Source organism: Sphingobium sp. CFD-1 (assembly GCF_024611115.1).
GTDB lineage: Bacteria > Pseudomonadota > Alphaproteobacteria > Sphingomonadales > Sphingomonadaceae > Sphingobium > Sphingobium baderi_A.
The window spans coordinates 1,743,776-1,762,511 of record NZ_CP084398.1 but is presented as its reverse complement, the minus strand read 5'-3'; the positions used below and the strand labels follow the sequence as shown (position 1 = coordinate 1,762,511).

Below are 18,736 nucleotides of genomic sequence, written 5' to 3'. Positions count from 1 at the left end.
AAAGACCATCGGCGGGCACCGCTCCCGCTGATGGGAAAGCGGTCATTGCGTTGGCGCACGCCATTCGTAGCGGCCGTCGCCTTCCTCATCGGTCCAGAGCGGCGTCGCCCTGCCGATGACGGAACTTGCGGGAATGGGTCCGAAATAACGGCCGTCCAGGCTGTCGCGGACTTGCCCGTTCATGAGGAAGATTTCGCCGTCGCCGATGACGCGGCAGCCCTGCCAGACGGGCAGATCGCGGCCGATCCGGTCACGCTCCAGCGCTTCGCCCATCTCTATGCCGTCCACGGTGATCGTGCGGCCGCTGCGGCAAACCCGTTGCCCAGGAAGGCCAAGGACGCGCTTCAGAAGCGGCACGCCATGACCGACATAGCCACGCTCGACCATGAAGGCAGCGAGCGGTTCGGGCGGCATGATGGCGACCAGTTCCGGCACTTCGATCCGGTCGGTCGGCTCGATGGTGTAGAAGCCGATCGGAGCGCTGGCCGTGGCGTTCCAGATGAGTTTCGTCGGCATGTCGGCGGCGCTGGTGGCGGCGATGCCGATCACGGCAAGCATCGCCGCCGCGAGAATGCGGCGGCGGCTCATGGCTCGATCCTCCGGCGACCGATCCAGGCGGCATGGCGCTCGGGTGTGTAATCGCGCGGCTCCAGACCGGCGATCAGGCGGTTGTGGACGTGCCGCCAATGATCGGGCGCGGCGTCGGCCGGATCGAGGCCGAGCGCTTCCACCGCGTCGATGGCGGCAAGCGCGCGCTGCACCTTCGTCCAGCTATCGAGGCGAAGCAGGATGTCGCCGCCGGGGCGGACGAAAGGCAGCGTCTGGAACGGCTCGGCGCGTCGCACCGCGCGCACAATGTCGATGCGCGAAATCACCGTGCCGTGTTCGCCGGCAGCCCAGCGGACGAAGGCGAATATGCACTCTGGCGCGAAGCCGACGACGCTGCGGCGCCGGTCGATGATCTGTTCGTAGTTCTTGCGACCGAACCGTATCCAGTGCTCGACCTTGCGCTTGTCGAACATCAGTTCGACCAATGTGGTGAAGGGTTGAGGCCCGTCCGGCAGCGGACGGCCGTGCAAGCGGCGGGGCGCGTTGCCGGTCATATCGGATCTCCTTCGGTGGATGGAAATTCGCGGGCGAGCAGTTCGCGCAGCATGTCGGCGACGGTGATGCCGCGCTGGAAGGCCGCGACCTTGATGCGCCCGCGCAGCACGGGCGTGATGTCGATCGTCAGGCGGGCGGTGAACGCCTCGCCGCTGGCCTTGCCGATCGGCGGCGTGTCGGCAGCCTTGACCCAGCTATCGGGATCGCCCGGCCGGGAGGCGAAGCCGGGTTTGTGGGTGTGTCCGCTCATGGTCCGATCCTCACGGCGCGCAGCCGATCGATCTCGGCGGCAAGCGCGGCGATTTCGCGCGTGGCCCGGCTGTCGGCGTCGATCTCGGATACGAGCCGGCCGGACTGCGCGGCCTCGGCGAAGACGACGCGCTGGCCGATGGTCTGGCCAAGCAAGGGCGGATCGTGATCGGCCAGCGTCTCGGCCGTCTCGCGGGCGATGACGGTGCGCGCGCCGCAACGGTTGAGCACGAAGCGGGCGGCGAGGTCGGGCCGGTAGATGCGCGCTTCCCTGAGAAGCGCCAGCATCTCGGCGGAGGCCCAGCCATCCAAGGGGGATGGCTGCACTGGGATCAGCACCAGATCGGCGGCGAGCAGCGCCGAACGCATCAGAGCGGCGACGCGCGGCGGGCCATCGATGACGACGCGATCGGCGTCGCGGGCCAGTTCCGGGGCTTCCCGGTGCAAGGTGTCACGCGCCAGGCCGATGGTGCTGAACAGCCTCGGCAGCCCTTCATGGCTGCGCGTCTGCGACCAGTCGAGGGCGGAGCCTTGCGGATCGGCGTCGATCAGGATGACGCGCTGGCCGCGCTGCGCCCAGGCTCCGGCGAGATGCAAGGCCAGCGTAGTCTTGCCGACGCCGCCTTTCTGGTTGAGGAGCGCGACGATCATGGCGCAGCTCGCCGGCCAAAAGCAGCACTGGCACCGGCACCACGGATCGCGTGCGCGCGCGTCAAAGAAGAAGAGTTAGATTCTTTGTTAGATTCTTCTATAGAGTCCGGAGAAGGATTTGCGCCTAATGTCCCGATACTGCGTGCGCCTAATGTCCCGATAGGATTCACATGGTTTTCCACAGGCACTGTGGATAGATTTTCGGGAAGAAACCGCATCAGTTCGCGCCCCTCTTCCCATTCGCTCTGGAGCAGGTAGCCGGGCAGAGATTGGCGGGCCGCGATCCGGCGCAGGTCGAGCGCAAAATCGGATGGCCGCGCCGCGCTGCCGGATTTCTGGTGAAGGTGAGAGACCTCGAACGCCCAGCCTTCGGGCTGGCGCCCGGCGTGCTTGCGGGCGACGCGATATAGCCAGCGTTCGATCCCGCCCGTCAGCCGGAAATAGGCCGGGTCGATGGTCAGGACCAGCGAGCGGTCGATGACGCTGCTGTAGAACCATTCGGGCAGGACGAACTCCATGCCCTCGACGCGGCCGGAGCGCGTGGTCATTTCCTCCCACTCGTTGATCCACGAGAATTGCCGCCGCCGCCAATGCTTGCCGTTGCGGATGGTGGTGGCGATGACGGTGGATTGCAGGCGCGCGAGCGCGGCCTTGAGCAGCAAATAATCGCGATTGCCGGTCGCCCGCCCGATCGAGCGTAGAAGCTGATAGGGCATGAAGCGGAAGAAGCGCGATGTGGGGATGCCGTTGTTCTCGGCCGCGACGATCTGCGAAGCAGCCCAGATCAGCACATCGGCGTCCCAGATCGTCGCCATGCCATGTTCGGGCATGGCGAAGACCTGAACTTCGACGTCGGCGGCGCGGTAGAGGATCGGCGTGGTGCGGGGGCGCTTCGCCAGCGAGAAGAACGGGCGCTCCATCAGATCGCGCTGGTCGCGGGGGGCAGCATCGCCGGTCGCGACGATGAACGGGTCCAGGCGTGTGCGCTCGCTGGATGGGTCGGGCTGCGTAGGTCTGGGATCGTCGTCGCGCAGCATTTACAGCTCGTCCCGCTCTTGCGGCGTTAGCGGACGCGCGGGAAAGACCGTGCCGACGTTTTCGTCGCGGGTGGATTTGCGGGAGCCGATGGCGCTCCACTCTTCCAGATCGCGGACGGCGTAGAGGACCCGGCCGCCGATCTTGCGGTAGGTCGGGCCGGTGCCATAGGTGCGATGCTTCTCAAGGGTGCGGATGGACAAGCCGAGGAAGCGCGCGGCTTCCTTTGTGCGCAGCAGGCGCGGCGGCAGGTCCGCATTGGGGCGGATGGCCATGGGATCTCTCTCCGGTTCGTCAAGCAGGCGGCTGTCGGAGCGACAGCGGGCTGTGGCGGACGATGGCGAGGGACCGGCGGCTTGTAGCGTGCCGCAGTTGCGCCCATGCGCTGGCGGCACCCCCTGACGGGCCGATTGTCGAGCCAAAAAGGCGAGAGATTTCAGCGTTTGACCAGTTTCTGCGCGGATTCGGTCAAGACATTCCCGCGCGGGTCGGCTATGAGTCGAAGCAGAGCAGACGCGCTGCTCCGGGGCGTCGAAACCCCTCTGTTACCGCTTGGTGCCGGCCGTTACGGCACCGCACTCCTTGACCTATGGTCGGGGAGCCTGTGGCGTATGCAACAGGCTTTCCAGCTAAAGGCCATGGGGCCGTGTAACAGCGGTTTCGAACTCCCCGATCACCAGGAGTCAGAGAGTCTTACTGCGGGGGCGCACCGCAGGCACTCTTCTGAAGAGAGGGGAATGACTATGCGGGTCCCTGTCGAACTTGATCCCGATGTGGATGACACAGCGCCGACCGGCGACGAGATCACCGCCTATGACGAACGGCATTTCGTGACCTATCTGCGGCTTCTCGATGCCAAGGCCGAGGGCGCTGACTGGAAGGAAGTCACGTCAATCGTCCTGCACCGTGATCCGGCGGCCGAAGAATTGCTCAGCTATCGGTGCTGGCAAAGCCATCTCGAACGCGCGCAATGGTTTTCGCGTGAAGGTTACAAGCGGATTCTGGAACAATCGGCAGCCAACAAGGCATGATCTCTGGGGATCGGCGGCAGTCTTCGATAGTGGCCGAAGTCAGGTTTTGCCGGTCTTGACCGGATAATGCAGCAATAGCCTGTAGCCGCCACGCATCATCCTGATGCCGTGAGCGACGAGGCGGCGGGATTTGTTCTTGGACGGATCGCTTTCAAAATCCTCCTTCGTGCCATGGAAGTCGAGAAGAACTTCGGCGATGGCGCGATAACTCTCGCCGCGCAGGCGTGCATCGAGCGCGCGCAGGGACAGCATATGCCATTCCCTAAGCTGGTCCGGCAGAACGCCGATGGGAGGCCCAGGCGATCGCCGGGTCAGGGATCGCCATAGCCGGCGCACGGCATGGACACGAAGCTCCAGAAACGAATCCATCGGCAAGGTCACGGCATAGAAGGCAGCGACGTCGGGCTCCGTATCCGGCAACCAGAACTGGTGCGCGATGTCCCCCGCCTGCCACACACCATGCCAGCCATCGGCGGCGCGGCGCAGATCGAGACCATCGAGATGGGCGAGCGTCAGCAGCGGCTCCCTTTCGGCATCACCCTGTTCGACAGGCGACAGCATGACGGCCTGCGGTTGAAGGCGCGGAGACCAGAACGGGGGCTGGCGATCAGGCGATGCGTCGGGATCGCTCGGGAAATCGTAACCCCCAGCGTTGCGCGAAAGCCTCCAATCGCCGTGCGCTGGCGCGTCCGGTCAGGGCAATGGCGTTGAAGTCGTCGCGATATTCGTCGTTGCGACGAAGAAATTCCCAGGCGAAACCGGCGGCAGGCAGATTCTTGGTGTGTTTGTAAGCCGCCGGAGCACGCCAATCGATGCTGAGCATGGCGTCATCTCCCAATGGCGGGCTGCTCAGGGCAGACCCGAATTGGAAGCCTGCTGGATTTCAGGCGGTGGCTGTAGCTGCACCAAGAGTATAACTGGTGCTGGTAACTCGATAAATTGCTTGGTTATTTTTGTCTTAACGGCAACTTTGCAGATTGGCCAGTCGGGCGTCAGTAGTGAAGGTGGGCCATGGGGCGCGACCAAAAAGAAACCCGGCGGCTTGCGCCACCGGGCTCCCGGCGTCCCCGGCTCAGAACGGGATGTCATCGTCGTCGATGAACTTGCCGTCGTCGTTCTGGGTCTGCCTGGCGCGGCTCAGGAAATCGACCGTCTCGGCGATGATCTCGCAACCGTAGCGGTCGTTGCCCTGCTGGTCGGTCCACTTGGTGTAGTGGATGCGGCCGCGAACCAGAACCTTCATGCCCTTATCGCAATATTCCTGGATCGTCTTGCCGAGGCCGTTGAAGGCGGTGATGCGGTGCCATTCGGTATCCTGGACCCGGTAGCCGTTGTCGTCGCGGACAACCTTGCCTTCCGAGTAGCGTGGGCGCGAGGTGGCCAGAGTGAAGTGGGTGATGCTGGTGCCGCCCTGGGTGGTGCGGGTTTCGGGGGCCTGGCCGATGTTGCCGGCGAGAATGACGATGTTCTGCATTTTAAGTCTCCGTTGCTTCTTCGGAGGGACCGTCCCTCCGACGAGACCCGGCCAAGGCCGTCGGGAGACTCCTGCACTGTCGCCCTCGGGCGGCAGCTTGACCCGCAAGGCCCCAGGTGGAGCGGGCAGCCGCGCGCAGCGCGGCAACACGGCTGGGTGCCGCGGGGGTTGCCGGTGGAAACCGAACGGACTTAGGGGATCAGTCAGTCGGAGGGATTGGCGCCTCTGGGCAGCTTTCGGGAGAGACGCACAGCGGAGCCTTCGTCCATGCTGGCACGATCGACCTGACAGGTCCAATCCTGTCGCCACCCCGGCATAATGAGCGCCAGCGTCGCTCACCGGCCCGCCGTTTGCCCCGCCGGAAAGGCTGGTCGCCACGACAACGGCTGCCGGGTTTCAGAAGAATGGCGTCGCCGAAACCGCTCAGGGTGGCTGGTCGCGATCCTGCGGACAATGCGAAGGGCGACCATGAAGGTGACGGAGGTTGTCGGCACCCCACGGGATACTGGACCGACCAACAGGGTTCGATGCCGCCGCACGGATTGCCGCAATCAGACCGAGGGCCGATTTCCAGGTCAGAGCGGTAGGAACAGACCGGGGGCACATATGGCATGGCCGCTCGATGCCGCTATTCCTGCCTGAGTGGGATGGCGCAGATCCAATGGCGCAAGCCGCCGGGTTTCTGTCAGGGGGAGTGAAAAAGGCCGCCGGTCGCAGCGTTTCGTATCACCGAGACAGGACGGAGGTTCCCAGAGCATTGAGGTTGAGCATGGACGCGACGCCTATGAAGAGGCCGCCGGCACCGCCGAGCAGGTTCAGGGCGATGGTCGAATCCACCGCGTTTTTGGTGATGCCATAGACAAGTGCATAGCCGGCGATGGCGGCGGGCACGGCGAAGACCGCGAGCGCCGCGAAGCGCAGCACTGGGTTCTTGGCAAAACCCAGAATGGCGATCACGAAGCCGATGGACAGCAGAGCCGCGCCGATCGCGGCAAGACCGGACATGAAGAATCCGGCGTCGGTCGCAGAGACCCACTGGAAGGCTGTCAGGCCAACCATGAATGGCAAGGCATAGATCGCGAAATTATAGGCCAAGATGCAGGCCGTGACGGAAAGAAAGATCGCGAGCAGAATGAGATACATGGAACCCTCCAAATGAACGGTTGGACGATCACGGCAGGCTGCCCGAAGATACGCTCCGCCTGCCCCACTGTTGCTTCGCCGGTTCTGCAAGGATGCTTCATGTGAACCTGAAGATGGCTCACAGTCAAGAATTGGCGGCTGTTCTAGCCGCCGAGCGGCGGCGCTTTACGCGCCGCCGTCGAACTTCATCACCGGGATTCCGAGCTTGCGGGCCTTGTCCGCAAGGTTTTCCTGAATGCCGGTGCCGGGGAAGACCAGGACGCCGACCGGGAGCGTATCGAGTATCGCGTCGTTGCGCTTGAAGGGCGCGGACTTGGCGTGCTTCGTCCAGTCGGGCTTGAACGGGATATCCGTGACCTTGCGGTTGGCGGCCCATTTCGCCGCGATCAGCTCGGCGCCCTTCGGCGATCCCCCGTGCAGCAGCACCATGTCCGGGTGCTTGGCGTGGACCTGATCGAGTTTGGCCCAGATCAGGCGATGATCGTTGAAGTCGAGACCGCCGGTGAAGGCGACCTTGGGACCGGCGGGCAGCAGCACCTCGTTTTCAGCCCGGCGCCTGGCGGCGAGGAAGTCGCGGCTGTCGATCATGGCCGAGGTCAGGTTGCGGTGGTTGACCATCGACCCGGAGCGCGGCCGCCAGGCCGATCCGGTATGGCGCTCGAACTGTTCGGCGGCGACATCGCGGAAGAGTTCCATGCTGTTGCGCCGCTCGATGAAGGTCTGCCCCTCTGCCGTCAGGCGCTCCAGCTCGACGGATTTCACCTCGGAGCCATCCTGTTCGCGCTGCCCGCGCCGCTGTGCGAGTTCGTTGTCGTCCAGATCGCGCTCGATCCGGCTGACGGCGCGGTGGAAGAGATTGACGGTGGACCAGAGCAGCTCGTCGAGGTCGGGTTCGAGGCGGGTGTCGCCAAGGGTGGCGATCAGGGCGTCGAAGATGTCGGCGACGGCGCCAGCGACGTCATTGCCTTCGGGAAGCGACCTTGGGTCGGGTTCATCCTCGAATGGACGGTAGCCATAGAGCTGGAGTTCGGTGAGGACGTGATCGGTGGGGGATGAGGCGTGCGGCGGCTCGAAACCTGCGTCATCGTAGTCGGTCATCATGGTGTTCGCCCTTGTCGGATCGACCGCGCCCATCGCGGCCTTCGTGGCGTCGAAAAGCCCATGGGCGGGACGGGCTGGCAGCCCTCGCGTCTTCGCGAGGGCCTTGATGGCCGGGCACGGCTAATTTGTTTCGCGATGCAAAGGCGGCTTTGCCGCCGGCGGAAATTAGCCAGGGCGCGGCCATTGCCCGACCGGCCCGTTTGTGGGCCGATCGCCCTCTCAGAAGGCCGTGGGCTGCGTCTTTCTCGACATGGGGGGCGAGCACCACGACCGGCTGCGGCAGGTTTCGGGAGGACGTGGCTTATCCCCCTGCCTGACCGATGCCGCACTCACCCCGCGAAAAAACGGCTGACGTCCTCCGGGATCATCTGAACCCGCAAGGCCGCCCGGAGCGCATCGATGCCGTATCGACGGAGATCCTCATTGAAGTCGCCCAGCACCGGCGACAGCACCACAGCCTCGATCCCGACGCTGCGCGCCCGTTCGACCAAAGTATCTCGCGCGCTTGTTCCCGCCGGATCGCTATCGCGGACGACATAGAGCCGCCGCAGCGACGCGGGGAACAGGATGGCGGCCAGGTGCGCCGCAGAGAGCGCTGCCATCATCGGCATTTTCGGCAGACCCGAGCGTGCCGACAGCACGGTCTCGATGCCTTCGCCCGCCGCCAGGACATCCTGCGCCCTGCCGAAGCGGACGCCGTGCCCCAGGAGATGACCCATCGCTCGCCTCGGCGTTTCGACAGGCGCCTTGCCGCGACCATCGGGACGAAGCCAGGTGCGATGCGCGCCGGTCTGGGAGCCGCCAAGGTCGGTGACGGCAGCGATCATCGCCGGCCATGTCTCGGTCAGGCCATGCCCCTCGGGACGGTAGTAGCAGCGCGGGTGGAACCGAAGGTTTCCGGTTTCGTGCAAAGCCGTAATCGCGCGGTTGCGCAGATGCGCTTCTACGGCGGTGCCGCCTATCGGTCCCGACATCGCAAACAGACGCCGCGCTGCTTCCGGTGATCCGGCTGGCGCCTTTCCCGGTTGGGATCGGGGAACCGGATCAGGCTCGGGTCTCGGCAGACTGAGGAAGGACCGGGCTTCGTCGGCGACATCGCGAAAGTCGATCAGGCCGCAGCTTTCGCGGATCACGTCGAGCAGATCGCCATATTCCGCCGTTGCGGCATCGGTCCAGTGGCCTACGGCTCCCTTGCTGGAATCCGGGCCGGTCAGACGCACGAACATCGATCGGCCTGGCGTATTGCGCACGTCACCCACGGACCAGTAGCGGCCCTGCCGCCGACCGTTGGAGAGATAGTGTTTGCACACCGCCTCGGCCTGTCGGCCGAGACGTTGCGCGAGTTCGGAGGCGTTTTCGCGGGTCATTTACGCAGCCTCGCGTTCGCCGATGCGCTGGACCGGATAATGATCCAGCACCCTGGCGATGATAGCCGGGCCGGAGGCATCGGTCGGCACGAACATCCTCAGTTTCCACGAGATGATTTCGTGGAACAGACCATAGGCGCGCAGACGATCGCGCATGACATCGGTGAAGCCCGACAGTTCGATGCGGTTCGCGCCCATGACGCGGCTGCGCCGAAGCTGAAGCCCCTCGGCGAGATCGAGTATGGTCCTGCCGTCCATGAGCGCCATGAAGGCGGCATCGGGCGTCAGCGACGACGTGCCGGTCGTCGTGGCGGCCGCGACCCAGGCCGGAGAGACGCGGCGTCCGACGATGCGCTCGCCGTCATCGGTCTGGAGCCGGTAAACCCGCGTCGAGTCGTTGGGAAGACGCTTCCAGATCGGTAGCAGCAGGCCGCTGACGACATGGATGGTGCTGTCGGCAAATTCCGGAACCTCGGCAACCTCGGCGTTCCATGCTGCTATGAAAGCCGCCTGTTCGGCCTCGATCCAATGGGTCTCGCCCATCATCTTGACGGGAATGTTCTGCGCTTCCATCGGCCGGATCAGGCGGATGCGCCGCTCGATCTCGCCATCGTCGAGCATGACGCTGGTAGTCGGAGTCTGGACGGCGGCGCGGCCGGAGCGCTCGTTGATGAGCAGTTTCGCGCGGCGGTCGGCATTGAGGTCGAGCGCCTCGGCGAGCGTGACTGGCCGATTGCGCTGGCGCTGCGTGATGGTGAGCAGCCGCGCCTCGGCGCCGGTGGCCGGATGGACATGGATGGTTTGCCGGTCGGTGACGGTGAAGCTCTCGGCCCGCAGCGTCTCCAGCCCGACATCATAGCTGCCCGACGCGATGGCGCCCTCGATGCGGGCGTTCAGCAATTGCTCGAACGCCGTGAAGAGGATGCCCTGCAGATTGATGGTGAGCGCCAGCAGCCGGTTGAGAAAGGTCGTGATCGGCGGCAACTCGTCTTTGATGCCGGTGTCGTCCATCAGCTTGAGGCCGGTCGCGTCCTCGAACATCTGGAGCGAGCAGCCTTCGACCTTGCCGCGCACGAGCAGCATGTAGAGCTGGCGCAGCGCGTCGCGTGCATAGTGCGATTCCAGATTGTCCTCGGGCCGGAACAGCCCCTGTCCGCCGGTCTGGCGCTGGCCGCGCGTGATCGCGCCCAGCGTGTCGAGGCGGCGGGCGATGGTCGAGAGGAAACGCTTTTCGGCCTTCACGTCGGTCGAGATCGGGCGGAACAGCGGCGGCTGCGCCTGGTTGGTCCGATTGGTGCGGCCGAGACCCTGGATGGCGGCGTCGGCCTTCCAGCCCGGCTCCAGCAGATAGTGGATGCGCAGGCGCTGGTTCTTCGCGTTGAGGTCGGCGTGATAGGACCGGCCCGTGCCGCCCGCATCGGAGAAGATCAGGATGCGCTTGCTGTCATCCATGAAGGCGGCGGTTTCCGCGAGATTGGCGGAACCGGCACGGTTCTCGACGGCGAGACGATCGACGCCGCCGGGGCTGGTCTTGCGCACGATGCGGCGCGAGCGCCCCGTCACCTCGGCCACGAGGTCGGTGCGGAAGCGCTGGACTATCTGGTCGAGCGCGCCGGGAACGGGCGGAAGCGATGCCAGCTTCTCGATCAGGCGGTCGCGGCGGGCGACGGCTTCACGGCTTTCGACGGGCTGGCCATCGCGATAGACAGGCCGCGACGACAGGTTGCCGTCATCGTCGGTGAACGGCTCATAGAGCTGCACCGGAAAGCTATGCGCGAGGTAGTCCAGGACATATTCTTTGCAGTCGCAGTTTATGTCGAGCGTGGCGGCGGTAGGCGCAGGTTTCCTTCGGTTTTCCATGATTTCACTCCAGATAATATGAGTGCCAGGGGGTTGTCCGGAGACGGGCTAGGCCCGCCTTCGAACGTCGGTGAGCATCGTGATCAGGGCATCGGATGGCGGCTTGAAGCGCCCGGGCTTGATGGCAGGAGCGCCGTGCGCCGCGAGAATCTGCAGCTTCTCCTCGGGATCGGCGCGCAAATAGGTCTCGGTGCTCTGGATGCTGGCATGGCCGAGCCACAATGCGACTTTGCGAATGTCCCCTGTCGCCGCGAGCGTGTGCATTGCGCAGGAGTGGCGCAGCACGTGCGGTGTTACGCGCTTGCCAAGGATCGACGGCTGCTTCTCTGCCGCGCGCTTGACGTGCTCCGCCAAACGGAACGCAAATCCGTCGCGGGTCATGGGTTGCCCGCTGGCATTGAGGAATATCTCGGCAGCTTGCGCATCGGGGCGGATCGCAAGCCACGCGCGCAATGCGAACTGAGTCTCCTTCCAGAGCGGGAGGACCCGTTCACGCCGTCCCTTGCCCATGATGTGCACGGTGGACAGGAAGCGGTCCGGGAAATCGCGCAGTTGTAGCGTTACGAGTTCCGACACCCTCAGCCCGCCAGCATAGGCCAGATGCAGCATTGCGCGATCGCGGGTGCCAAGGCGTGTCCGGGGATCCGGGGCGTCGAGCAAAGCCTTGATCTCTGCCCGGTCGAGGTAGTCGATCAGCGCCTTGTCGGTCTTCTTGGTAGGGATCGATCTGACGCGAAGGGCCTGATCCAGGCAGGCCGGAATACGATACTCGATGTAGCGGAAGAAGGACCGGATCGCGGCGAGCCTGCCATTGCGGGTCCGAACACAGCTGCCGCGACCGTTCTCGACATGGTCAAGGAAGGCCATGATCATGTCGGTGCCGAGATCCTCGATCTCGAGATCGGTCGGCCGACGCTTCAGCCGATCGGCAGCGAACTGGACCAGGAGGACAAAGCAGTTGGCATAGGTCTTCACCGTGTGCGGACTGACAGCACGTTCGCGCGGCAGATGTTCACGCAGGTAGATCGAGAGGTGCGGAGCGAGTGCCGTCATGCCGCTTCTCCCCGGTAAAGTTGCTCGCTGGCGACAGCGATATCGCGCAGCAGCACCGGAGTGGCCTCGAGATACCAATAGGTGTTGGCGACCGACGCATGCCCCAGATATACGCTGAGTCCGGCCATGTGGTGTGCGATGGCTTCCCTGTCGCGCGGACAGGACTCAAGGGAACGCACGGCGAAAGTGTGCCGCAGGTCGTGTAACCGCATCCCGGCCGTTCCGGTCGGTCCGCGGTATCCGAGCTGCCGGGCCAGCCTGACGAACACCACGTGGGCGCGCACCTTGTGTGGTGCTCTCCCCCGAATGGTCACGAACAGGTCATTGCCCGTGGCGCCAAGCCTTGCTCGGGTGGCGAGATATGCTTCGAGCGCCTGACGGGTCGATGGCTGCAAGGTAATCAGCCGCTGCTTGCCGAACTTGCCGTTGCGGACGATCAGGCCATCCTCGACCAGATCGTTGCATTGAAGAGCGAGGGCCTCGGAAATCCGGAGACCTGTCGCCGCCAGCAGGCCGAACAGATAATGATACGTGTACGGGCTGATCGTGCCTTGGGGCGCAACGTCCAATACCGCGGTCATGATCGCCCGGACCTGTTCCGGTTCGATGATGGTCGGGGTCGGGCGTGGCCGCTTGCCCCGACCGAAGACGCCCGCAGGCGGAACCTCGTGAGCTGGATCTTCAGCATGAGCGAAAAGGCTGAAGTTACGTACGGCGTCGAACCTATGGCGGGCCACGTTCTGCGAGCTTGCCGTGTGGCACCAGTCGTAAATGCGCTGCACTTGGGTGTGCCGGTCACCGGCGCGGCCGGCGAAATCGGCGTATTGGCGCAGCAAGCGTTCCTGTTCGGAGAACTTCCGTCCCAAGCTGCGATGGAGCGAGACGTATCTGGAAATGTGCATGTTCAGCATGACGGTTCTCCCGGCCATGGCTGCGCGATCTTCATGAGCATCGGCAGATCGACCTTGGCGTAGATGGCAGTGGTCTCAGGCGAGCTGTGACGCAGGATGGTCCCAACGGACTCCAGGCCTGCGCCCGCGCGCAGCAGGTTGGTGGCAAGCGAATGCCGGAATATGTGCGACCCGGTCGGCACTCCTTCGATCCCACCGCGGTCGCGCGTTCGAGCGACGATGCCCGCGATCTCGGCGGACGAGCGGAATGGCCGAAACGGTGCTTGTGCACGCAGGAACAGATGCTCTTCGGCGGCCTCCGGGCGGGCTGCCGCAAGATATGCCAAGATCGCGTCGCCGACATCCTGCGGCAATGGCAGACGGTCCGGTCGACGCGTCTTGCCCTTGACCGTCAGGTGGCCGGACCGCCAGTCGATGTCGTCGAGACGCATGTCCTGAACATCGGCAGCCCTCAGGCCGAGCCTGGCGAGCAGGAGAATGATGGCCTTGTCCCGGACTTCTACCGGACGATCTGTCGGGCAGGCCGCAATGATCCTCTCGATCGTTGCCGGGTCGACGTGGCGCGGCAGCGTCGAAAGGCGGTAGCGCTGCACTGATGGAACTGCATGCAACAATGCAGGCCGGCACTCGCCACGCACGACCAGAAACCGGATGTAGCTCCTCATTATCGTGACGAGCAGCGATGCCGAGCCCGGCGTCTCCTTGCTTCGTCGTTGAAATGCGCTCCTGAGTCCGGCGGCATCCCATTGCGAAGGCTCGCCCAGCATCGGCATGAGCCGTCTGATATCGGTCCGGTAGCGCCGGATCGTCTCATCGGTGACGCCGCGATGTTGCTTGAGCCACGTGAGGTAAGCCGACATGTGCGGGTCATCGTCAGCCACCGGTTCAACCGATGGGATGACACCGCGGCCTCGCAGGAACTCGACGAAGTGCCGTGCGCATCGCCGCCGCCGCTTCGTGCCCGTGGCGACCAGCTTGCCGCGCTTGCGCCATACCGGGCATCGGCAATCATGCGCAGCGTACTGGTCGATGATCGTGTCGTCGATATCGATCCATTGGCGTCGCGTAATGCGAAGCCAGGCCATGAAATGCTCGGCCTCGGACCGATAGGCCTGCGCGGGTCCCTCGGCGAGTTGCAGGCGATCGATCGCATCGGAATAGTCAGCGAGGTGCCGTGGCAGATCGTCGATCCCGTCGTCGACTTCGACGTAGCCTTGATCTTCCAGGAACCGGACGAAGCGCCTGACCCTTGCTGCTTGGTCAGCCTTGTAGTGCGCTTGCTGCGCCGAATACCGGTGGCACCGACACCGATGCTTCTCGAACCGCCGGACAGCCCGATCGTCAATCGTGCGGATCGCGATCTCGTGCAGGTCCAGCCAATGCAGGAAATGGCGGACCGCCGCGCCATACAGAACCGCACAGCCTGACCTCTCGTCGAGCGACAGAGAGGAGAGAAATGCGGCGAGAAGAGTGCCGTGACTGGGCGAATCTTCGACCCGGAGCGGGGCAGTCCGAAACGGCAGTGATGATCGTGTTCGCATGTTGGCTCCTTCGACTTGCTGAGGTCGACGGAACCGTAGTTATCTGGAGTGAAATCATGGAAAACCGAAGGAAACCTGCGCCTACCGCCGCCACGCTCGACATAAACTGCGACTGCAAAGAATACGTCTAATGTTGAGCTCAACATTACACATATTCCCTCGGCGTGATGTCCACCCGGACGTCGTTCCATTCCTCGGCCGGAAGCTCGGCCAGGCGGCGTTCCATCAGGGCTTCGCCCGTGGAAACGATCTGGATCACGGCGGCGTGCCCGTTCTCCAGATCGTGTTCGACCGAGCGGATCAGGGTCGGCGTCTTCATCGAGGTCAGCAGATGGCCGAAGAAGCGCTGCTTTGCAGATTCGAAGGCCGAGCGGGCGGCGGACTTGGCCTGCCGGTTCAGCGTGCCCGAGCCGCTACCGCCGCCGGTGATGTTGGCGGCCTCCATGGCGGCGTCGAGATTGTTATGGATGACGGCTTATCGCGAGGAAGCGGTAATGCGGAGGAGCGCGGCGTAACCGGCGAATTCCCATGATAGTGTGCGCAGTTGCTGCGCATTATATTGGTTGCGAACCTCGGCGGTCCCTGGACCAGCTGAGGAGGCAATCATGTTGAAGTTGCATGACGAGTTGATCACCGAACTCTCGAATTCGCTCACCACACAGAATTACAATCCCGTGGTCGTGGCGAACCACCGTCTCTACGCCCGCGCGTTTCTCGATTATCTGGCCGAGTGCGATATACAGGTCGAGACTGTGACGCCGCAGCAGGTCGATCAGTATTTTGGCTATGCGGTTCAGGATTTTGAGATCCAGTACGGTCGGCCTCCCAGTGCGCGTTGGCACATGTTGCCCCGCACCGCGATCGCCAAGCTCCTCCGGCTTGCTCAAGGCAATTGGCCCCCGGACGCAGAAATGATCGGTCCCGATGACGAGCATCGACATGAAATTTGCCGCGAATACGAGGCATGGCTGCGCGAGGAGCGCGGTTTGGCAAGCGCGTCCATTGCGGCGCTGATGTGGGAGGCGCGAAACTTCCTGCGATGGCAGTTCGACCGGGCCGGTGCCGCCAGCCTCGAAACGTTGAGCATCGTGGACATCGATCTCTACATGGACATGCGCGCGCCTGGTTTACGGCGCAAATCATTGGCCGATGTCGCTGAGCGTCTCCGTTCGGTGGTTCGCCATCTGCATCGGACGGGTCGCATCCCGACCGATCTGACGCCACACATCATCGGCCCCATGCTCTATGCCTACGAAGATGTGCCGTCGACGCTGGAAAGGAGCCAAATCGCCGCGGTTCTGGCGACAACGCAGGAGGACAGATCGCCACGCGGACTACGCGATTATGCGATACTTCAGCTGCTTGCCACGTATGGGCTGCGCGAAGGTGAGATATGCCGCCTTCGGCTCGATGACGTGGACTGGCGCGCAGAATCCCTCCGGATCTGCCACACCAAGACCAACGCGTACTCGTACATGCCGCTAATGGTGACTGTTGGTGAAGCGCTGCTGGATTATCTGCGCCTTGGGCGGCCCCAGGTTGAAGTGCGGGAAATCTTCGTCCGATCCTGCGCACCCTATATCGCAATGACGAACCTGTACGGCATGATCCGCGGTCGGTTGGCCGCCGCAGGCGTAGTGCCAGCAGGAAAGCGGGGGCCGCATGTCTTCCGCCACGCACGTGCGGTCGAAATGCTGCGGGCATCGGTCCCGCAAAAGATCATCGGCGACGTGCTCGGGCATCGATCCACCGAATCCACCAATACTTATCTCAAACTGGCAACAGATGATCTCCGAGCCGTGGCACTCGAGGTGCCTGGAATGGAGGTGCTGTCATGAGCGCCTGGCACGATCCCGATCGCACCGTCGTCGACGCCTTCCTGGTAAAATCGCAGTTCCGGCCGGGAAGCGTACCGACATATCGCTGGTTCCTTTGCACCTTCGAAGATGTTGCCCGCCGGCATCCGGCGGTGGACCGGCAGATGCTCGACGCCTGGCTGAAGGAGATGCAAAAACGTTGGCGATTGTCGACGCTGCTCAATCAGGTCTGCATTGTCGACCGCTTCCTCGACCACCTCGTCGAAATCGGGCTGATCGCCGACAACCCTGTTGCTGCACTTCGCCGTCGGTACAACGTCAAGCAAAGCAAGCCGATCTGGCGGGCCTTGGCTTCCCCGAATCCCGACGAATCCTTGGCCGCGTTACGACGGCCTGCGCCCTTCGGCAGCGTGCTGGGTGACTTCATGCAAGACCATGTCATGCTGATGCGCAGCCGGGGATATCAATATGAAGCGCAGGCTCACTGGCTGCTGCGGTTCGATCGGTTCCTTCAGGCCCGTCCCGACCTCGCGGAGCAACCACTTGAGGCAATGATTGCGAGCTGGGCGGCTGCCAAGCCGACCCGCAACCACGCGGCTGAATGCCAGAAGCTGGCGCGCATCCTGACCAAGGCGCGGTTCCGCCTCGATCCGACTATCCCGCCAAAGCGCTTCAATCCCCGGCCAGAGCGGGAAGTAGCGCGGGAGCATCGGCAACCGCATATCTTCAGCCCGGCTGACGTTCGGCGTATGCTCGATACCGCACGGACTTATCCGTCGCCGGACGCTCCGCTGCGGCCGTTGACCCTCTACACCATGATCATGCTGGCCTATTGTGCCGGGCTACGGCGAAGCGAGCTGGCATGGCTCGATCTTGGTGACGTGGACCTGCAATCAAGCACGATCACGATCCGGGAAACGAAGTTCTACAAGACCAGGATCTTGCCTCTATCCGACAGTGTCGCGGTCGAACTGCGCGCGTACATCGATGCGAGGCGGCGCGCTGGCGGCCCACAGAACCCGAAATCAGGGCTGTTCTGGCATGCCCACTTAAATGACCGCTACAGGCCCGAGGCGGTTACGACAATGATTACCAACGTCATGCGCCGTGCTGGGCTCAAGCCCGCTTCGGGCCGGACCGGGCCGCGGGTCCATGACCTTCGTCACTCGATGGTGGTGAACCGCATCCTCCAGTGGTACCGGTCCGGCATTAACCCTCAGGAAAAACTGCACTTCCTCTCGACCTACATGGGGCACCGGGATCTCCACTCCACGCTGGTCTACATCACCGTCACGCAGGATCTGTTGCAGGAAGCCAGTGAACGGTTCCGCGCGCTCGGCGCCCCGTGCCTTGTCACGGAGGCGCGGCCATGAGGAAAGGCAATCCATTGCCCGCGTTGTTGCGGGCGTTCTTCCAGGAGTGGCTGGCCGAGCAGCGCAGCGCGTCAATCCACACGATCCGCTCTTATCGCGACACCTGGCGGCTGCTGCTTCGGTTCGTCGCGGAGCGAAAAGGCTGCGGGGTCGCGCGGCTGACGCTCACCGACGTCTCGGCCGGCGAGGTGCGCGCGTTCCTTCATCATACCGAGCATGGCCGCAAGACCACGATCGGCACGCGGAACTGCCGACTGGCCGCCATCCGCAGCTTCTTCAGCTTCGTGGCGGACAAGAATCCGGAATACATCGCGCAGTGCTCAGAGGTCCTGGCTGTTCCGTTGAAGCGGGAGCCCACCTCCGCGCCGTGCTACCTCGAGCCCGAGGAGGTCGAGGCCATCCTCGCCCAGCCCAACCGATCGACACTCGAAGGGCTGCGCGACCATGTACTGCTCTCGTTCCTCTATAACAGTGGCGCGCGAATCCAAGAGGCGCTTGACCTCTGTCCCGAAGCAATCCGGTTCGATGCACCGAACTTCGTGCGTCTTTACGGCAAGGGGCGCAAGGAACGCATCTGCCCGCTCTGGCCAGAAACCGTGGCATTGCTCAGGAAGCTACTGGAGCGACAGCCGCGTGCGCCCGATGAGCGGATCTTCGTCAATCGATACGGTGAACCGCTAGGGGCGTCAGGGGTGCGGTTCAAGCTCAACGCCTACGTGGAACAAGCCGCGAAATCGACGCTGACCCTCCAGTCAAAACACGTTACGCCTCACAGCTTCCGGCACGCGACCGCCGTCCACCTCGTTGCCGCCGGAGTCGATATCACCGTCATCCGCAGTTGGCTCGGGCACGTCAGTCTCGATACGACCAATCACTATGCTCAGGCCAATCTGGAGACCAAACGAAAGGCGCTGGAACAGGTTGGCGCCCCGGCGGCGAGCAACGTGCCACCTTCGTGGAAGCGAGATGCCAATCTGATGGGATGGCTCGACACCCTATAGAATAATGTGAAGGACGTGGCGAAAT

The 18,736-nt window shown here is 63.7% G+C and carries 18 protein-coding genes and 3 pseudogenes; 4 read left to right on the top strand and 17 right to left on the bottom strand.

What is annotated here, in order from left to right; translation table 11 throughout:
* Nucleotides 1-42: 42 nt before the first annotated feature.
* From LDB26_RS08985 to LDB26_RS08960, 6 genes and pseudogenes are all read right to left on the bottom strand, one after another.
* Nucleotides 43-588 carry a S26 family signal peptidase gene (locus LDB26_RS08985; RefSeq protein ID WP_257541760.1) on the bottom strand — a complete coding sequence of 182 codons (546 nt, stop codon included), beginning with the start codon at nucleotides 586-588 and terminating at the stop codon, nucleotides 43-45.
* Entirely contained in the window at nucleotides 585-1,103 is a 519-nt protein-coding gene (locus LDB26_RS08980; protein ID WP_257541757.1) for a DUF2840 domain-containing protein, read from the bottom strand. The genes LDB26_RS08985 and LDB26_RS08980 overlap by 4 nt, the downstream gene beginning before the upstream one ends.
* A complete protein-coding gene (locus LDB26_RS08975) occupies nucleotides 1,100-1,354 on the bottom strand; it encodes a hypothetical protein (protein ID WP_257541755.1) in 255 nt (84 codons plus the stop codon). The genes LDB26_RS08980 and LDB26_RS08975 overlap by 4 nt, the downstream gene beginning before the upstream one ends.
* Nucleotides 1,351-2,004 carry a ParA family partition ATPase gene (parA, locus tag LDB26_RS08970; protein WP_257541753.1) on the bottom strand — a complete coding sequence of 218 codons (654 nt, stop codon included), beginning with the start codon at nucleotides 2,002-2,004 and terminating at the stop codon, nucleotides 1,351-1,353. The genes LDB26_RS08975 and parA overlap by 4 nt, the downstream gene beginning before the upstream one ends.
* 203 nt (nucleotides 2,005-2,207) lie before the next feature.
* Nucleotides 2,208-3,041, bottom strand: a pseudogene (locus tag LDB26_RS08965) (replication initiator protein A); the annotation flags it as partial.
* Nucleotides 3,042-3,314 carry an AlpA family transcriptional regulator gene (locus LDB26_RS08960; RefSeq protein ID WP_306812059.1) on the bottom strand — a complete coding sequence of 91 codons (273 nt, stop codon included), beginning with the start codon at nucleotides 3,312-3,314 and terminating at the stop codon, nucleotides 3,042-3,044.
* 462 nt (nucleotides 3,315-3,776) lie between these two features.
* Here LDB26_RS08960 and LDB26_RS08955 point away from each other — a divergent pair, with 462 nt between their 5' ends.
* Nucleotides 3,777-4,070: a DUF2285 domain-containing protein gene (locus LDB26_RS08955; protein WP_257541749.1), complete on the top strand. Its 294-nt coding sequence runs from the start codon at nucleotides 3,777-3,779 to the stop codon at nucleotides 4,068-4,070.
* Nucleotides 4,071-4,109: 39 nt separating this feature from the next.
* Here LDB26_RS08955 and LDB26_RS08950 read toward each other — a convergent pair whose 3' ends face one another.
* From LDB26_RS08950 to LDB26_RS08900, 11 genes and pseudogenes are all read right to left on the bottom strand, one after another.
* Nucleotides 4,110-4,631: a DUF2285 domain-containing protein gene (locus tag LDB26_RS08950; RefSeq protein WP_257541747.1), complete on the bottom strand. Its 522-nt coding sequence runs from the start codon at nucleotides 4,629-4,631 to the stop codon at nucleotides 4,110-4,112.
* A gap of 46 nt (nucleotides 4,632-4,677) precedes the next feature.
* Nucleotides 4,678-4,893, bottom strand: coding sequence for a transcriptional regulator domain-containing protein (locus tag LDB26_RS08945; protein ID WP_257541745.1), 216 nt, complete (start codon nucleotides 4,891-4,893; stop codon nucleotides 4,678-4,680).
* 249 nt (nucleotides 4,894-5,142) lie between these two features.
* A complete protein-coding gene (locus LDB26_RS08940) occupies nucleotides 5,143-5,544 on the bottom strand; it encodes a single-stranded DNA-binding protein (RefSeq protein WP_257541743.1) in 402 nt (133 codons plus the stop codon).
* Between the two features lie 726 nt (nucleotides 5,545-6,270).
* Complete coding sequence (locus LDB26_RS08935; protein WP_257541741.1) at nucleotides 6,271-6,687, bottom strand: hypothetical protein; 417 nt, start codon at nucleotides 6,685-6,687, stop codon at nucleotides 6,271-6,273.
* A 165-nt stretch (nucleotides 6,688-6,852) separates the two neighbouring features.
* Complete coding sequence (locus LDB26_RS08930) at nucleotides 6,853-7,785, bottom strand: DUF2493 domain-containing protein (RefSeq protein WP_257542033.1); 933 nt, start codon at nucleotides 7,783-7,785, stop codon at nucleotides 6,853-6,855.
* A gap of 332 nt (nucleotides 7,786-8,117) precedes the next feature.
* Nucleotides 8,118-9,155, bottom strand: a complete 1,038-nt coding sequence (locus tag LDB26_RS08925; RefSeq protein WP_257541738.1) for a toprim domain-containing protein — start codon at nucleotides 9,153-9,155, stop codon at nucleotides 8,118-8,120.
* Nucleotides 9,156-11,018 (bottom strand): annotated as a pseudogene (locus tag LDB26_RS08920) (strawberry notch C-terminal domain-containing protein); the annotation flags it as partial.
* Between the two features lie 45 nt (nucleotides 11,019-11,063).
* Nucleotides 11,064-12,068 (bottom strand): tyrosine-type recombinase/integrase, encoded by a 1,005-nt coding sequence (locus LDB26_RS08915; RefSeq protein ID WP_030540398.1) that lies wholly within the window; start codon nucleotides 12,066-12,068, stop codon nucleotides 11,064-11,066.
* Nucleotides 12,065-12,979, bottom strand: coding sequence for a tyrosine-type recombinase/integrase (locus tag LDB26_RS08910; RefSeq protein WP_030540399.1), 915 nt, complete (start codon nucleotides 12,977-12,979; stop codon nucleotides 12,065-12,067). The genes LDB26_RS08915 and LDB26_RS08910 overlap by 4 nt, the downstream gene beginning before the upstream one ends.
* Nucleotides 12,973-14,520, bottom strand: coding sequence for a tyrosine-type recombinase/integrase (locus LDB26_RS08905; RefSeq protein WP_030540400.1), 1,548 nt, complete (start codon nucleotides 14,518-14,520; stop codon nucleotides 12,973-12,975). Before LDB26_RS08905 ends, LDB26_RS08910 begins: the two co-directional genes overlap by 7 nt.
* 148 nt (nucleotides 14,521-14,668) lie before the next feature.
* Nucleotides 14,669-14,995, bottom strand: a pseudogene (locus LDB26_RS08900) (hypothetical protein); the annotation flags it as partial.
* A gap of 130 nt (nucleotides 14,996-15,125) precedes the next feature.
* Here LDB26_RS08900 and LDB26_RS08895 point away from each other — a divergent pair.
* The 3 genes from LDB26_RS08895 to LDB26_RS08885 are packed head-to-tail and all read left to right on the top strand — an operon-like array spanning nucleotide 15,126 to nucleotide 18,711.
* A complete protein-coding gene (locus LDB26_RS08895; protein WP_007015824.1) occupies nucleotides 15,126-16,358 on the top strand; it encodes a site-specific integrase in 1,233 nt (410 codons plus the stop codon).
* Entirely contained in the window at nucleotides 16,355-17,710 is a 1,356-nt protein-coding gene (locus tag LDB26_RS08890) for a tyrosine-type recombinase/integrase (RefSeq protein WP_009823940.1), read from the top strand. Before LDB26_RS08895 ends, LDB26_RS08890 begins: the two co-directional genes overlap by 4 nt.
* On the top strand, nucleotides 17,707-18,711 hold the full coding sequence (locus LDB26_RS08885) for a site-specific integrase (protein WP_009823939.1): 1,005 nt from the start codon (nucleotides 17,707-17,709) through the stop codon (nucleotides 18,709-18,711). Before LDB26_RS08890 ends, LDB26_RS08885 begins: the two co-directional genes overlap by 4 nt.
* Nucleotides 18,712-18,736 lie beyond the last annotated feature (25 nt).

Excerpts from the sequence above, each read along its gene's own strand:
- LDB26_RS08905 (WP_030540400.1), bottom strand. The coding sequence starts at position 14,520 with ATGCGAACACGATCATCACTGCCGTTTCGGACTGCCCCGCTCCGGGTC.
- LDB26_RS08975 (WP_257541755.1), bottom strand. The coding sequence starts at position 1,354 with ATGAGCGGACACACCCACAAACCCGGCTTCGCCTCCCGGCCGGGCGAT.
- LDB26_RS08940 (WP_257541743.1), bottom strand. The coding sequence starts at position 5,544 with ATGCAGAACATCGTCATTCTCGCCGGCAACATCGGCCAGGCCCCCGAA.
- LDB26_RS08885 (WP_009823939.1), top strand. The coding sequence starts at position 17,707 with ATGAGGAAAGGCAATCCATTGCCCGCGTTGTTGCGGGCGTTCTTCCAG.
- LDB26_RS08915 (WP_030540398.1), bottom strand. The coding sequence starts at position 12,068 with ATGACGGCACTCGCTCCGCACCTCTCGATCTACCTGCGTGAACATCTG.
- LDB26_RS08980 (WP_257541757.1), bottom strand. The coding sequence starts at position 1,103 with ATGACCGGCAACGCGCCCCGCCGCTTGCACGGCCGTCCGCTGCCGGAC.
- LDB26_RS08930 (WP_257542033.1), bottom strand. The coding sequence starts at position 7,785 with ATGACCGACTACGATGACGCAGGTTTCGAGCCGCCGCACGCCTCATCC.
- parA (WP_257541753.1), bottom strand. The coding sequence starts at position 2,004 with ATGATCGTCGCGCTCCTCAACCAGAAAGGCGGCGTCGGCAAGACTACG.
- LDB26_RS08935 (WP_257541741.1), bottom strand. The coding sequence starts at position 6,687 with ATGTATCTCATTCTGCTCGCGATCTTTCTTTCCGTCACGGCCTGCATC.
- LDB26_RS08945 (WP_257541745.1), bottom strand. The coding sequence starts at position 4,893 with ATGCTCAGCATCGATTGGCGTGCTCCGGCGGCTTACAAACACACCAAG.
- LDB26_RS08895 (WP_007015824.1), top strand. The coding sequence starts at position 15,126 with ATGTTGAAGTTGCATGACGAGTTGATCACCGAACTCTCGAATTCGCTC.
- LDB26_RS08960 (WP_306812059.1), bottom strand. The coding sequence starts at position 3,314 with ATGGCCATCCGCCCCAATGCGGACCTGCCGCCGCGCCTGCTGCGCACA.
- LDB26_RS08950 (WP_257541747.1), bottom strand. The coding sequence starts at position 4,631 with ATGCTGTCGCCTGTCGAACAGGGTGATGCCGAAAGGGAGCCGCTGCTG.
- LDB26_RS08890 (WP_009823940.1), top strand. The coding sequence starts at position 16,355 with ATGAGCGCCTGGCACGATCCCGATCGCACCGTCGTCGACGCCTTCCTG.
- LDB26_RS08955 (WP_257541749.1), top strand. The coding sequence starts at position 3,777 with ATGACTATGCGGGTCCCTGTCGAACTTGATCCCGATGTGGATGACACA.
- LDB26_RS08910 (WP_030540399.1), bottom strand. The coding sequence starts at position 12,979 with ATGCTGAACATGCACATTTCCAGATACGTCTCGCTCCATCGCAGCTTG.
- LDB26_RS08985 (WP_257541760.1), bottom strand. The coding sequence starts at position 588 with ATGAGCCGCCGCCGCATTCTCGCGGCGGCGATGCTTGCCGTGATCGGC.
- LDB26_RS08925 (WP_257541738.1), bottom strand. The coding sequence starts at position 9,155 with ATGACCCGCGAAAACGCCTCCGAACTCGCGCAACGTCTCGGCCGACAG.